We start from the raw sequence: 14,672 nt of genomic DNA, 5'->3' as shown, positions 1-14,672 counted from the left end.
CGCGCAGCTTCGGTCAAGGAGCAAGCTATGGCTGGAATGAAGGAAATTCGCGGCAAGATCAAGAGCGTGCAGAACACGCGCAAGATCACGAAGGCGATGGAGATGGTGGCCGCATCGAAGATGCGCCGCGCGCAGGAACGCATGCGCGCCGCTCGTCCTTACGCGGACAAGGTCCGTGCCATCGCCGCGCACATGAGCCGCGCGAACCCGGAGTACCGCCACCCGTTCATGGTGGCAAACGACGGCGCGAACACGGCCGGCATCATCCTCGTCACGACGGACAAGGGTCTGTGCGGCGGGCTGAACACCAACGTGCTGCGTGCGACGGTGCAGAAGTTCAAGGAGCTGGAAGAGAAGGGCCAGAAGGTCGAAGCCACGGCGATCGGCAGCAAGGGCCTCGGTTTCCTGAACCGCTTCGGCGCGAAGGTGATGTCGCAGGTCGTGCACCTCGGCGACACCCCGCATCTGGACAAGCTGATCGGCGCAGTGAAGACGCAGCTCGACCTGTATTCGGAAGGCAAGCTGTCGGCGGTTTATATCGCTTACACGCGCTTCGTCAACACGATGAAGCAGGAAGCCGTGATCGAGCAGCTGCTGCCGCTGTCGTCGGAACACTTCGAAGCCGATGACGGTACGCCGGCTACGTCGTGGGACTACATCTACGAGCCGGACGCGCAGGCAGTCGTCGACGAACTGCTCGTGCGTTACGTCGAGGCGCTGGTGTACCAGGCCGTCGCTGAAAACATGGCGTCCGAGCAATCGGCGCGGATGGTCGCGATGAAGGCCGCGTCCGACAACGCGAAGACGGTGATCAGCGAACTGCAGCTCGTATACAACAAGAGCCGCCAGGCCGCGATTACGAAAGAACTGTCGGAGATCGTCGGCGGCGCAGCTGCTGTTTAAGCGCGCGCCACGGACGACAACTGCGCCTTTGCGCGAGTAAAGAATCAGGTATTTAAAGGAAAAGCGATGAGTACTGCTGCTTTGGTAGAAGGCAAGATCGTACAGTGCATCGGCGCCGTTATCGACGTGGAATTCCCGCGCGACAGCATGCCGAAGATCTACGACGCGCTCATTCTCGATGGCTCGGAACTGACGCTCGAAGTCCAGCAGCAGCTGGGCGACGGCGTTGTCCGTACCATCTGTCTGGGTGCATCCGACGGCCTGCGCCGCGGTCTGACCGTGAAGAACACGGCAAATCCGATCTCGGTGCCGGTCGGCAAGCCGACCCTCGGTCGTATCATGGACGTGCTCGGCCGTCCGATCGACGAAGCCGGCCCGATCGTGAGCGAACATACGCGTTCGATCCACCAGAAGGCTCCGGCGTTCGACGAACTGTCGCCGTCGACCGAGCTGCTCGAAACGGGTATCAAGGTTATCGACCTGATCTGCCCGTTCGCAAAGGGCGGCAAGGTTGGCCTGTTCGGCGGTGCTGGCGTGGGCAAGACCGTCAACATGATGGAGCTCATCAACAACATCGCGAAGGAACACGGCGGTTACTCTGTGTTCGCGGGCGTGGGCGAGCGTACCCGTGAAGGGAACGACTTCTACCACGAAATGAAGGACTCGAACGTTCTCGACAAGGTCGCGCTGGTGTACGGCCAGATGAACGAGCCGCCGGGCAACCGTCTGCGCGTTGCGCTGACCGGCCTGACGATGGCCGAGCACTTCCGTGACGAAGGCCTCGACGTGCTGTTCTTCGTCGACAACATCTACCGTTTCACGCTGGCCGGTACCGAAGTGTCGGCACTGCTCGGCCGTATGCCGTCGGCAGTGGGCTATCAGCCGACGCTGGCTGAAGAAATGGGCAAGCTGCAGGAACGCATCACGTCGACCAAGAAGGGCTCGATTACGTCGGTTCAGGCCGTGTACGTCCCTGCGGACGACTTGACCGACCCGTCGCCGGCAACCACCTTCGGCCACCTGGACGCAACCGTCGTTCTGTCGCGTGACATCGCTTCGCTGGGTATCTACCCGGCGGTCGACCCGCTCGACTCGACGTCGCGCCAGATCGACCCGAACGTGATCGGTGAAGAGCACTACTCGATCACCCGTCGCGTTCAGCAGACGCTGCAGCGCTACAAGGAACTGCGCGACATCATCGCGATTCTGGGTATGGACGAACTGTCGCCGGAAGACAAGCTGTCGGTCGCGCGCGCTCGTAAGATCCAGCGTTTCCTGTCGCAGCCGTTCCACGTCGCTGAAGTGTTCACGGGCTCGCCGGGCAAGTACGTGCCGCTGAAGGAAACGATCCGTGGCTTCAAGATGATCGTCGACGGCGAGTGCGACCACCTGCCGGAACAGGCGTTCTACATGGTCGGCACGATCGACGAAGCCTTCGAAAAGGCCAAGAAGATCCAGTAAAGGTCGGGTGTAACGCAGCGGGCGCCTGTGCGTTCGTGAAGGATGTCTCGATGGCATCTTTTCACGGACGGGCGCCCACGTAATACGCTCAACCAGGAGTCGATATGGCAACCATCAAAGTAGACGTCGTCAGCGCGGAAGAGCAGATCTTCTCGGGCGAGGCGAAATTCGTCGCGCTGCCGGGCGAAACGGGTGAGCTGGGTATTCTGCCGGGTCACACGCCGCTGATCACGCGGATTCGTCCGGGTGCGGTGCGCATCGAAGTCGAGGGCGGCAACGACGAATTCGTGTTCGTCGCAGGCGGCATTCTCGAAGTGCAGCCGGGCGCCGTGACGGTGCTCGCCGATACCGCGATCCGCGGCAAGGACCTCGACGCGGCGAAAGCCGAGGAAGCGCGCAAGCGTGCCGAGGAAACGCTGCAGAACGCGAAGTCGGACCTCGACCTCGCAAAGGCGCAATCGGAGCTCGCGACCGCGATGGCGCAGCTCGAAGCGATCCAGCGTCTGGCGAAGATTCGCAGCCGGCACTGAGCCGCGCGCGCGTATCCCGCGAAAGAAAGCAGCCTTCGGGCTGCTTTTTTTTCGTCCGTCGTTTTCGTCGGTTTTTTGCGGGCCGGATCGTATCGTCCGGTCGTGCTATTTCATCCGCCCGCCGCGATTTGATGTCAGAGTGTCGTCAGCAGAACGCGGCATCATCCGCGCAGAGGCAGTCCGCCGCGATCGTGGCGGAGCAGGCGCGCGCGTCAGCCGCGTGTTGCGCCGATCAGACAAAAACGGACGGAGACATCGATGGCAGCAGACCTTGGCAAGGGGGCGCTGATCGCGCCCGAAAACGGACTGTCGTACGTGCGCGGCGCGACCGACGTGCCGCTATCCGAAGCGACGATCAGCCGGTTCCTGCTCGACACGGCGGGCCGCTTCCCCGATCGCCCGGCCGTCGTGTTCCGCGAACAGCAGGTGCGCTGGACCTGGCGCGCGTTCGCGCACGAGGTCGACGTGCTCGCGGCGGGCCTCGCCGCGCTCGGGATCGTGAAGGGCGACTGCGTCGGCATCTGGTCGCCGAACCGCAGCGAATGGCTGCTCACGCAATTCGCGACCGCGCGCATCGGCGCAGTCCTCGTCAACATCAACCCGGCCTACCGGCTTGCGGAACTCGAATACGCGCTGAACAAGGTCGGCTGCAAGGCCGTGATCGCGGCCGAGCGCTTCAAGACGTCGGCGTACGTCGAGATGCTGCAGACGATCGCGCCGGAGCTCGCGGGCGCGACGCCGGGCGACCTGCATGCGGCACGCGTGCCGAGCCTGCGCACGGTCGTGTCGATGGGCGAGGTCGCGCCGGCCGGCATGTTCCGCTTCGCGGACGTGATGGCGCGCGGCCGCGACACGCTCGATGTCGCGCGGCTCGACGCAATCGGCGCGACACTCGCGGCCACCGATCCGATCAACATCCAGTTCACGAGCGGCACGACCGGCAGCCCGAAGGGTGCGACGCTCACGCACCGCAACGTCGTCAACAACGCGCGCTCGATCGCGATGGCGATGCGCTTCACCGAGCAGGATTCGCTCTGCATCCCGGTGCCGCTGTATCACTGCTTCGGGATGGTGCTGGCCGTGCTCGCGTGCGTGTCGAAGGGCGCGGCGATGGTGTTCCCCGGCGAGGCGTTCGATCCGGTCGCGACGCTCGCGGCCGTCGCCGAGGAGCGCTGCACCGCGCTGCACGGCGTGCCGACGATGTTCATCGCGGAGCTCGATCATCCGGACTTTGCGAAGTTCGACCTGTCGACGCTGCGCACCGGGATCATGGCCGGCTCGCCGTGCCCGATCGAGACGATGAAGCGCGTCGTGTCGCAGATGCATCTGTCCGAGATCACGATCGCGTACGGAATGACGGAGACGAGCCCCGTGTCGTTCCAGAGCTCGACCGACGATCCGCTCGAGAAGCGCACGACGACGGTCGGCCGCATCCAGCCGCACCTGGAGGTGAAGATCGTCGACCCAACCGGCGAGATCGTGCCGGTCGGCGCGACGGGCGAGCTGTGCACGAAGGGTTACTCGGTGATGCTCGGCTACTGGGACGACGACGCGAAGACGCGCGAGGTGCTGGTCGACGGCTGGATGCATACGGGCGACCTCGCGACGCTCGACGCCGACGGCTACTGCAACATCGTCGGCCGGCTGAAGGACATGGTGATTCGCGGCGGCGAGAACGTGTATCCGCGCGAGATCGAGGAATTCCTGTTCAGGCATCCGAAGATTCAGAGCGCGCAGGTGTTCGGCGTGCCCGACGCGAAATACGGCGAGGAGCTGTGCGCGTGGATCGTGCTGCGCGCGAACGAGCAGATGACCGAGGATGACGTGCGCGCGTTCTGTAGCGGCCAGATCGCGCACTACAAGATTCCGCGCTACATCCGCTTCGTCGACGAGCTGCCGATGACGGTGACGGGCAAGGTGCAGAAATTCGTGATGCGCGAACGGATGATCGACGAACTGAAGCTCGACGTGCAGAAGACCGCTTGATACGAGCAAGCGGCCCGGCGGCGGGACGAACGCGGCGGCCTGCGGGCCGTTGCGTTTTCGATGGACGAAAAAAAGCGGGCTTATTAGCCCGCTAAAAACCACACGCTACGGGGTTAGCGCGAGGAGACCAAAGATGAAACCGAGTCCGGCGGGAGCCGGAAACGACTCCAACAGGGATGCCCCTCGGAAGGGCTTCGGTACGTGACCGACTGGCTCGCAGCGCTTCGCGTCCGCTCACACTTGGCACACGAGACCGCATCCGTGTTGAAACCGTTGAGCCCATTGTGGGCGAATTAATGATCCCTCACGGTAACAAAGTGTTTCAGGTTGTAACGCCCGCCAGATAAGGCTTTCCGGGATTTTTTTCTGTTTTCGGGGTCCTGAAGAAGGTCATATTTACTCGTCATTTCCGCAGAGTTTTCATCGGGTGCGCATAATGCGTTTTTCATGCGTATCGGCGTCGATGAAATGCCGATTTACACGCCGGAATGTGCATCACGCGGCAGATACCGCACATGACGATTCATTCGTCGGAAAGATTTTGAAACGTGATTGAGGCACGCGATAGTCGGCCATTCGGCCGGTTTTCGCGATTTCACGCCGGCCACGCGCCACGCCGATGTGTAACGGCGGGGTGCGCGGCCGGCGGCAACAACGGGGTCCATGTCGTTATCGGATGCCCGTCCCGCGAGCGATCGTGCTCACTTCAGCCACTTGTCGGAGATCGCCTGGTATTCGCCGGACGATAGCGCCAGATGCAGCCACTGGTCGACGTACTGCTGGAAGACGACGTCGCCGCGCGGCACCATGTATGCCTTTTCGCCGAACTGGAACGGCTTGTCCGGATGCACGGAGCACAGGCCCGGATTCAGCTTTTGCTGCAGCAGCGTCTCGGACGCATCCGTCACCATGACGTCCGCCTTGCCCGCGAGGATCTGCTTGAAGATCGTCACGTTGTCCGGATAGACGCTCAGGTTCGCATGCGTGAAGAACTGCTTCGCGAAGCGCTCGTTGGTGCCGCCCGGGTTCACGATCACGCGGGTCTCGGGCCGGTCGATCTGCGCGACGGTCTGGTACTTGTCGGCGTCCGCGCAGCGCACGATCGGCGTCTTGCCATCGACCACGTACGGCTGCGTGAAGAACACGCGCTTCTGGCGCTCGAGTGTCGTCGACACGCCGCCCACCGCGACATCGCACTTCGCGACGAAGTCGTTGGTGAGGTTCGACCAGCTCGTCTTCACGAACTCGGCCTTCACGCCGAGCGATTTCGCGAGCGACTCGGCCATGTCGATGTCGATGCCCTCGAAGCGGCCGTCCGCGCGGTAGTACGAATACGGCTTGTAGTCGCCCGTCGTGCACACGCGCAGCGTGCCGCGTGCGACCACGTCGTCGAGCCGCGAGCCGACGGCCGCGGTGGTCGGGGCCGCCGTCGTGGTCGTACCCTGCGCGTGCGCGGCGGCGCAGCAAAGCATGGCAGCGGCGAGCGTGGCCAGCGTGGCGAATGTCTTCATCGGTCTCCTCCTTCGGTCGGTTCGATATCAGCGTCCGATCATAACGGAGCCATCGCGCGCGTCATATGGCCGCCATCGCATCGGCATACGCAGCCGTGCGGCCGCGCTCCGGTAAAATGCCGCTTTGCCTTCGCTCGTCGCTCCTACCGTGGCCCATACCCTGCTCAACGACACCTTCCTGCGTGCGCTTCTGCGCGAGCCGACCGACTACACGCCGATCTGGCTGATGCGTCAGGCCGGCCGCTATCTGCCCGAATACAACGCGACGCGCGCGCGCGCCGGCAGCTTCCTCGGCCTCGCGAAGAATCCCGACTACGCGACCGAAGTGACGCTGCAGCCGCTCGAGCGCTTCCCGCTCGACGCAGCGATCCTGTTCTCGGACATCCTGACGATTCCCGACGCGATGGGCCTCGGCCTCGACTTTCAGGTCGGCGAAGGGCCGAAGTTCGCGCATCCGGTGCGCACCGAGGCCGACGTCGCGAAGCTCGCGGTGCCGGACATCGAGGAGACGCTCGGTTACGTGACGGGCGCCGTGCGCGAGATCCGCCGCGCGCTGACCGACGGCCAGGGCCGCCAGCGCGTGCCGCTGATCGGCTTCTCGGGCAGCCCGTGGACGCTCGCGTGCTACATGGTCGAAGGCGGCGGGTCGGATGATTTCCGCACGGTGAAGTCGATGGCGTATTCGCGCCCCGACCTGATGCACCGGATCCTCGACGTGAACGCGCAGGCCGTGGCCGCGTACCTGAACGCGCAGATCGAAGCCGGCGCGCAGGCCGTGATGATCTTCGATACGTGGGGCGGCGCACTCGCGGACGGCGCATATCAGCGCTTCTCGCTGGACTACATCCGTCGCGTGGTCGCGCAGCTGAAGCGCGAGCACGACGGCGAGCGCGTGCCGGTGATCACGTTCACGAAGGGCGGCGGCCTGTGGCTCGAGGAAATCGCGGCGACCGGCGTCGACGCGGTCGGCCTCGACTGGACGGTCAATCTCGGCGCCGCGCGCGAACGCGTCGCCGGGCGCGTCGCGCTGCAGGGCAACCTCGACCCGACGATCCTGTTTGCGCCGCCGGCCGTGGTGCGCGAGCAGGCGCGTGCGGTGCTCGACAGCTACGGCAATCACCCCGGTCACGTATTCAACCTCGGCCACGGCATTTCGCAGTTCACGTCGCCCGACCACGTCGCCGAGCTCGTCGACGAAGTGCACACCCACAGCCGCAAGATCCGTAGCGGATCGGTGGGCTAAGCGCAAGCGCTGCCATGCTGCACTGCGGGGTGGCGGCGTTTCGCTGTCGGCGCTAAACAGGGCGCAACCCCGCACCGGTTGCCGATTCAAGGCTTGTCAAGACTTGACTTATGCACATTTTCCACGTTGCAGCGCGGTAGAGCCCTGTATCGGTCGAAATGTCTCGCTATGGTTCCGTAATTTGAATAGCAGCCTTATGGAATAAGGCTCCGCGGGGCGCGGCCGACGGCGGCCGAAAACAGCGGGAAGCACGGCCCCGCGCGCTTCGCGGCTGTTGAACGGCGAGTTCTCAACAAAGTTATCCACAGGCTGGTCAGGGTATACGGCGATTCCTAATGCGAATCCAAAACTTAGCGCCGAATCTGAAGTTTTACTTTAAGTTCGCCACCGTGGCGCGGACCCGGGTGCAATTCGCCGGTGCGCCCCGTGCTGTCGCCGGAGCGCGGTGATGGGCGGCACCTACCTCAGGGTCGCCCTCGACCATCCGCTCGCCACCCTGTTCGACTACCGCTGCGACGTCCAGCCGGCGCCTGAGCCCGGCACCCTGGTGCAGGTGCCGTTCGGCAAGCGGCAGGTTGTCGGCCTCGTCTGCGAAGTGACGACTCACACCGACGTGCCGCCGTCCCGGTTGCGGGCGATCGACGCGATCTGTACCGAGCTGCCGCCGCTCGCGCCGGATTGGCTCGCGCTCGTGTCGTTCGCGGCCGACTATTACCAGCGCGGTCGCGGCGAAGTCGCGCTGCCGGCGTTGCCGCAGGCGCTGCGCGACGCGGAGCGCTGGGGCCGGCTGCTGGCGCCCGAGGTGCGCTACCGGCTGACCGAAGCCGGCCGCGCGGCGCTGCCCGACGCACTGCCGGCGCGCGGGGCCGCGCTGCGGCGGCTCGCGCAGGCGCTCGCCGACACCGATTCGATGACGTTGCCCGATGCGCGGGCGTTGCATCCGAAGGCCGCCGCCACGCTCGACGACTGGGCGGCGCACGGCTGGGTCGCCATCGAGGAAATCGGCTGGGCCGACGCACCTGTGCCCAAACCTGTGGATAACCTGTCGACAACCAGTGGACGAACTGTGCCGCCGGCGCTCACCGACCAGCAGGCGGAGGCGCTCGACGCGATCCGCGCCGCGCAGGGCTTCGCGCCGTTCCTGCTGCATGGCGTGACCGGGAGCGGCAAGACCGAGGTCTATCTGCATGCGCTCGCCGCGCTGCTCGATGCGCGGCCCGACGCGCAGGCGCTCGTGCTCGTGCCCGAAATCAACCTGACGCCGCAGTTCGAGGCCGCGTTCCGCGCACGCTTCGCGGGCACGCTCGCCGACGACGCGATCGTCACGCTGCACAGCGGGCTCGCCGAGGGCGAGCGTGCGCGCAACTGGCTCGCCGCGCACACGGGCCGCGCGCGGATCGTGCTCGGCACGCGGCTCGCGGTGCTTGCTTCGCTGCCGACGCTCGCACTGATCGTCGTCGACGAGGAGCACGAGCCCGCATACAAGCAGCAGGAAGGGCTGCGCTATTCGGCGCGCGATCTTGCCGTGTGGCGCGCGAAGCATCTCGGCATTCCGGTCGTGCTCGGCTCGGCGACGCCTTCGCTCGAGAGCTGGTGGCAGGCCGATCAGGGCCGCTACACGCGGCTCACGCTGTCGCGCCGCGCGGTAGCCGACGCGACGCTGCCGACCGTGCGGCTGATCGATCTCGAAGAGGAGCGGCGGCGCGGGCGCGCGTCGATGGGCGGGCTGTCGGGGCCGCTCGTCGCGGCGTTGAAGGCGCGGCTCGAGCGCGGCGAGCAGAGCCTCGTGTTCCTGAACCGGCGCGGCTACGCGCCGCAGCTCGCATGCGACGCGTGCGGCTGGGTCGCCGGTTGCCCGCGCTGCAGCGCCTACGTCGTGCTGCACAAGCCCGAGCATGCGCTGCGCTGCCATCACTGCGGCTGGGAAGCGCGCATTCCGCGGTCGTGCCCGGAATGCGGGAACGTCGATATCGCGCCGCTCGGGCGCGGCACGCAGCGCATCGAGGAAGCGCTCGCCGAGGCCGTGCCGGGCGCACGGATATTGCGGATCGACGCGGACAGCACGCGACGCAAGGGCAGTGCGCAGGCGCTGTTCTCGGACGTGCACGCCGGTGAAGTCGACATCCTGGTCGGCACGCAGATGATCGCGAAGGGGCACGACTTCCAGCGCGTGTCGCTCGTCGGCGTGCTCAATGCCGACACCGCGCTGTTCTCGCACGACTTCCGCGCGAGCGAGCGGCTGTTCGCGCAGCTGATGCAGGTGAGCGGCCGCGCGGGGCGCGCCGGATTGCCGGGCGAGGTGCTCGTGCAGACGCGTTACCCGCGTCACGCGCTGTATCACGCGCTCGGCCGGCAGGATTACGTCGGCTTCGCGAATTCGACGCTCGGCGAGCGCCGCGACGCGCATCTGCCGCCGTTCGTCTACCAGGCGCTGCTGCGCGCCGAAGGACGCACGCTCGATGCGGCGCTCGCGTTCCTGCTGCAGGCCGCGGCCGCGTTGCCGGGGCTGCCGGGCGCCGATCGCGTGACCGTCTACGACGCGGTGCCGATGACGATCGTCAAGGTCGCGAACGTCCACCGCGCGCAGTTGTTGCTCGAAAGCGCGTCGCGGGCGGCATTGCAGCATGCGCTGCGCGCATGGCAGCCGGAACTGCGTGCGCTGAAGGGCGTGCTGCGGTGGAGCGTCGAGGTCGATCCGCTGGATATCTGAGCGCTGCGCGCGCGGCCGGCGCACCGCTCGCCGATACCGAGCCGGCCGGAACCGGCAACCTGCGCGAGCCGCCTGCCGGCCCGTCCCACACCCACCTGAATTCCCTGTCACCCCGCGCAGTGCAACCCGCTTTTCCCCTCGGTGGTGCACGCCGAGGGTTGCCCACGCGCGCCGACTCGCCCCGATCAGGGAAAACACCGATCCGCCGACCACGGGCAACCCCTAGGTTGCAACTTCATAAGTGGCTGATTATATTGAGTAACTTGAAGGTGCAACCGATCCATCAATTCGGTTGCACCTTTTTATTGCGTGCCGTAGGATTTCGCGCATCCTCTCACACCACATCGCCGGACTCGCACCGGCGCACGAACCCACCATGGCAAGCACGACTCTCGGCGTCAAAGTCGACGACCTTCTCCGCTCGCGCCTGAAAGACGCGGCAGCGCGTCTCGAGCGCACTCCCCACTGGCTGATCAAGCAGGCGATCTTCGCGTATCTCGAGCGGATCGAGCACGGCCAGCTGCCGCCTGAACTGTCGGGCAACAGCGGCGTGACGGAGCTCGCCGACGGCCAGGCGACGGACGGCGACGACGACAACTCGCCGCATCCGTTCCTCGAGTTCGCGCAGAACGTGCAGCCGCAATCGGTGCTGCGCGCGGCGATCACGGCCGCGTATCGCCGCCCCGAGCCGGAATGCGTGCCGTTCCTGCTGGGCCAGGCGCGCCTGCCCGCGAACCTGCAGGCCGACGTGCAGACGCTCGCGACGCAGCTCGTCGAGGCGCTGCGCGAGAAGAGCTCGGGCGGTGGTGTCGAGGGGCTGATCCACGAGTTCTCGCTGTCGAGCCAGGAAGGCGTCGCGCTGATGTGTCTGGCCGAAGCGCTGCTGCGCATTCCCGATCGCGCGACGCGCGATGCGCTGATCCGCGACAAGATCAGCAAGGGCGACTGGCGCTCGCACGTCGGCCACGCGCCGTCGCTGTTCGTGAACGCGGCGACCTGGGGCCTGATGATCACCGGCAAGCTCGTGACGACCAATAGCGAAGCGGGCCTGTCGTCGGCGCTCACGCGCCTGATCGGCCGCGGCGGCGAGCCGCTGATCCGCAAGGGCGTCGACATGGCGATGCGTCTGATGGGCGAGCAGTTCGTCACCGGCGAGACGATTTCCGAAGCGCTCGCGAACAGCCGCAAGTACGAAGCGCGCGGCTTCCGCTACTCGTACGACATGCTCGGCGAAGCGGCGACGACCGAAGAGGACGCGCAGCGCTACTACGCGTCGTACGAGCAGGCGATCCATGCGATCGGCAAGGCCGCCGGCGGCCGCGGCATCTACGAAGGCCCGGGCATCTCGATCAAGCTGTCGGCGCTGCACGCGCGCTACTCGCGCTCGCAGCAGGACCGCACGATGAGCGAGCTGCTGCCGCGCGTGCGTGCGCTCGCGCTGCTCGCGCGCCGCTACGACATCGGCCTGAACATCGACGCGGAAGAAGCGGATCGCCTCGAAATCTCGCTCGACTTGCTCGAAGCGCTCTGCTTCGATCCGGAGCTGGCCGGCTGGAACGGCATCGGCTTCGTCGTGCAGGGCTACCAGAAGCGTTGCCCGTTCGTGATCGACTACCTGATCGACCTCGCGCGCCGCAGCCGTCACCGCCTGATGATCCGCCTCGTCAAGGGCGCGTACTGGGATACCGAAATCAAGCGTGCGCAGGTCGACGGCCTCGAAGGCTATCCGGTCTACACGCGCAAGATCTATACGGACGTGTCGTACCTCGCGTGCGCGAAGAAGCTGCTCGCGGCGCCCGACGCCGTCTACCCGCAATTCGCGACGCACAACGCATACACGCTGGCCGCGATCTATCACCTGGCCGGCCAGAACTACTACCCCGGCCAGTACGAATTCCAGTGCCTGCACGGGATGGGTGAACCGCTGTACGAGGAAGTCACGGGCCGCGACAAGCTGAACCGTCCGTGCCGCGTGTATGCACCGGTCGGCACGCATGAAACGCTGCTCGCGTACCTCGTGCGCCGACTGCTGGAGAACGGCGCGAACACGTCCTTCGTGAACCGCATCGCCGACAAGACGGTCTCGGTGAAGGAACTGGTCGCCGATCCGGTCGACGAGGCATCGAAGGTCGTGCCGCTCGGCGCGCCGCACGCGAAGATCCCGCTGCCGCGTAACCTCTACGGCGACGAGCGTCCCAACTCGATGGGCCTCGACCTGTCGAACGAACATCGTCTCGCGTCGCTGTCGTCCGCGCTGCTCGCGAGCGCGCACCATCCGTGGCGCGCGGCGCCGATGCTCGCCGACGACGCGCTCGCCGACGCCCCGGCGCGCGACGTGCGCAACCCGGCCGACCAGCGCGACCTGGTCGGCACCGTCAGCGAAGCGACGGCCGAACACGTGAGCGCGGCGCTCGCGCACGCGGTGGCCGCCGCGCCGATCTGGCAGGCGACGCCGGTCGATGCACGCGCCGACTGCCTGGTGCGCGCTGCCGACCTGCTCGAAGCGCAGATGCACACGCTGATGGGCCTGATCGTGCGCGAAGCCGGCAAGTCGCTGCCGAACGCGATCGCCGAAATTCGCGAAGCCGTCGACTTCCTGCGCTACTACGCGGCGCAGATCCGCGACGAATTCTCGAACGACACGCACCGCCCGCTCGGCCCCGTGGTCTGTATCAGCCCGTGGAACTTCCCGCTCGCGATCTTCATGGGCCAGGTGGCGGCCGCGCTCGCGGCCGGCAACACGGTGCTCGCGAAGCCGGCCGAACAGACGCCGCTGATCGCCGCCCAGGCCGTACGCCTGCTGCGCGAGGCCGGCGTGCCGGCCGGCGCGGTGCAGCTGCTGCCGGGCACCGGCGAGACCGTCGGCGCGGCGCTGGTCGCCGATCCGCGCACGCGCGCGGTGATGTTTACCGGCTCGACCGAAGTCGCGCGCCTGATCAACAAGACGCTCGCCGCGCGCCTCGACCCGGACGGCAAGCCGATTCCGCTGATCGCGGAAACGGGCGGCCAGAACGCGATGATCGTCGACTCGTCGGCGCTCGCGGAGCAGGTCGTCGCGGACGTGATGCAGTCGTCGTTCGACTCCGCTGGTCAACGGTGTTCGGCGCTGCGCGTTCTGTGTCTGCAGGACGACGTCGCGGACCGCACGTTGACGATGCTCAAGGGCGCGATGCACGAGCTGGCGCTCGGCAACCCGGACCGGCTGTCGACCGACGTCGGCCCGGTGATCGACGCCGAAGCGAAGCAGACGATCGACACGCACGTCGCGGCGATGAAGGAGAAGGGCCACGCGGTCACGCAGCTGTCGTCGCCGGAAGCCTGCGCACACGGCACGTTCGTGCCGCCGACGCTGATCGAGATCGGCAGCATCGACGAGCTGAAGCGTGAAGTGTTCGGCCCGGTGCTGCACGTCGTGCGCTATCGCCGCAGCCAGCTCGACAAGCTGCTCGAGCAGATCCGCGCGACGGGTTACGGCCTGACGCTCGGCATCCACACGCGGATCGACGAGACGATCGCGCACGTGATCTCGAACGCGCACGTCGGCAACATCTACGTGAACCGCAACGTGATCGGCGCGGTGGTCGGCGTGCAGCCGTTCGGCGGCGAAGGGCTGTCGGGCACGGGCCCGAAGGCCGGCGGCGCGCTGTACCTGCAGCGCCTGCTCGCGACGCGTCCGTCGGGCCTGCCGCGCTCGCTCGCGCAGATGCTGATCGCGGACGGCGCGGTCGAAGGCGACGCACGCGGCAACCCGGCGGCGGCGCTCACGACGCTGCGCGACTGGCTGATCGAGCAGCGCGAGCCGGCGCTGGCCGCACGCTGCGACGGCTATCTGGCGCAGGTGCCGGCCGGTGCGACCGCGGTGCTGACCGGGCCGACGGGCGAGCGAAACACGTATACACTCGGCCCGCGCGGCACCGTGCTGTGTGTCGCGGCCACGCCGGGCGGCGCGCGCGCGCAGTTCGCGGCGGTGCTCGCGACGGGCAACCGCGCGCTGTTCGCCGGCGCGGCGGGCGAGGCGCTGGTCGCCGCGCTGCCGGCGGCGCTGAAGGGGCATGCGGCCGTGCGCAAGCAGGCCGATGCACCGTTCGACGCGGTGCTGTTCGAAGGCGACAGCGACGAACTGCAGACGCTCGTGAAGGACGTCGCGCAGCGACCGGGCCCGATCGTGTCGGTGCAGGGCGTGTCGGCGGGCGCGTTCGAGAACGGCGACGCGGAAGACTACGCGCTCGAGCGCCTGCTCACCGAGCGCTCGGTGAGCGTGAACACGGCCGCGGCGGGCGGCAATGCGAATTTGATGACGATCGGCTGACCATCCTTGCCGTTCGGAT

At 66.7% G+C, this 14,672-nt stretch carries 8 protein-coding genes; 7 read left to right on the top strand and 1 reads right to left on the bottom strand.

Features of this window, described 5'->3' with window-relative positions:
• The first annotated feature begins 27 nt into the window (after positions 1–27).
• The 4 genes from atpG (at position 28) to BTE28158_RS18525 (ending at position 4,880) form a co-directional block, all read left to right on the top strand.
• On the top strand, positions 28–903 hold the full coding sequence (atpG, locus tag BTE28158_RS18540; RefSeq protein WP_059602072.1) for a F0F1 ATP synthase subunit gamma: 876 nt from the start codon (positions 28–30) through the stop codon (positions 901–903).
• A gap of 66 nt (positions 904–969) precedes the next feature.
• Positions 970–2,364, top strand: a complete 1,395-nt coding sequence (gene atpD, locus BTE28158_RS18535; RefSeq protein ID WP_034183838.1) for a F0F1 ATP synthase subunit beta — start codon at positions 970–972, stop codon at positions 2,362–2,364.
• Between the two features lie 104 nt (positions 2,365–2,468).
• Positions 2,469–2,894, top strand: a complete 426-nt coding sequence (locus BTE28158_RS18530; protein ID WP_006477288.1) for a F0F1 ATP synthase subunit epsilon — start codon at positions 2,469–2,471, stop codon at positions 2,892–2,894.
• A gap of 258 nt (positions 2,895–3,152) precedes the next feature.
• Complete coding sequence (locus tag BTE28158_RS18525) at positions 3,153–4,880, top strand: AMP-binding protein (RefSeq protein WP_151049181.1); 1,728 nt, start codon at positions 3,153–3,155, stop codon at positions 4,878–4,880.
• A 701-nt stretch (positions 4,881–5,581) separates the two neighbouring features.
• On the opposite strand, the gene BTE28158_RS18520 is transcribed toward BTE28158_RS18525, so the two are convergent.
• Positions 5,582–6,391: a transporter substrate-binding domain-containing protein gene (locus tag BTE28158_RS18520; protein WP_124627911.1), complete on the bottom strand. Its 810-nt coding sequence runs from the start codon at positions 6,389–6,391 to the stop codon at positions 5,582–5,584.
• Between the two features lie 148 nt (positions 6,392–6,539).
• On the opposite strand from BTE28158_RS18520, the gene hemE reads away from it, so the two are divergent.
• From hemE to putA, 3 genes are all read left to right on the top strand, one after another.
• Positions 6,540–7,634 carry a uroporphyrinogen decarboxylase gene (gene hemE, locus BTE28158_RS18515; protein ID WP_124627913.1) on the top strand — a complete coding sequence of 365 codons (1,095 nt, stop codon included), beginning with the start codon at positions 6,540–6,542 and terminating at the stop codon, positions 7,632–7,634.
• 448 nt (positions 7,635–8,082) lie between these two features.
• On the top strand, positions 8,083–10,344 hold the full coding sequence (locus tag BTE28158_RS18510) for a primosomal protein N' (RefSeq protein WP_174920008.1): 2,262 nt from the start codon (positions 8,083–8,085) through the stop codon (positions 10,342–10,344).
• 376 nt (positions 10,345–10,720) lie between these two features.
• Positions 10,721–14,653, top strand: a complete 3,933-nt coding sequence (putA, locus tag BTE28158_RS18505; RefSeq protein ID WP_059602057.1) for a trifunctional transcriptional regulator/proline dehydrogenase/L-glutamate gamma-semialdehyde dehydrogenase — start codon at positions 10,721–10,723, stop codon at positions 14,651–14,653.
• Positions 14,654–14,672 lie beyond the last annotated feature (19 nt).

It is taken from the genome of Burkholderia diffusa (assembly GCF_902499115.1).
GTDB classification, from domain to species: domain Bacteria; phylum Pseudomonadota; class Gammaproteobacteria; order Burkholderiales; family Burkholderiaceae; genus Burkholderia; species Burkholderia diffusa.
This window is presented reverse-complemented; position numbering and strand designations above follow the sequence as displayed.

Bases quoted from the DNA above. Each gene is read 5' to 3' on its own strand.
- BTE28158_RS18520 (WP_124627911.1), bottom strand. From the start codon at position 6,391: ATGAAGACATTCGCCACGCTGGCCACGCTCGCCGCTGCCATGCTTTGC.
- atpD (WP_034183838.1), top strand. From the start codon at position 970: ATGAGTACTGCTGCTTTGGTAGAAGGCAAGATCGTACAGTGCATCGGC.
- putA (WP_059602057.1), top strand. From the start codon at position 10,721: ATGGCAAGCACGACTCTCGGCGTCAAAGTCGACGACCTTCTCCGCTCG.
- atpG (WP_059602072.1), top strand. From the start codon at position 28: ATGGCTGGAATGAAGGAAATTCGCGGCAAGATCAAGAGCGTGCAGAAC.
- BTE28158_RS18530 (WP_006477288.1), top strand. From the start codon at position 2,469: ATGGCAACCATCAAAGTAGACGTCGTCAGCGCGGAAGAGCAGATCTTC.
- BTE28158_RS18510 (WP_174920008.1), top strand. From the start codon at position 8,083: ATGGGCGGCACCTACCTCAGGGTCGCCCTCGACCATCCGCTCGCCACC.
- BTE28158_RS18525 (WP_151049181.1), top strand. From the start codon at position 3,153: ATGGCAGCAGACCTTGGCAAGGGGGCGCTGATCGCGCCCGAAAACGGA.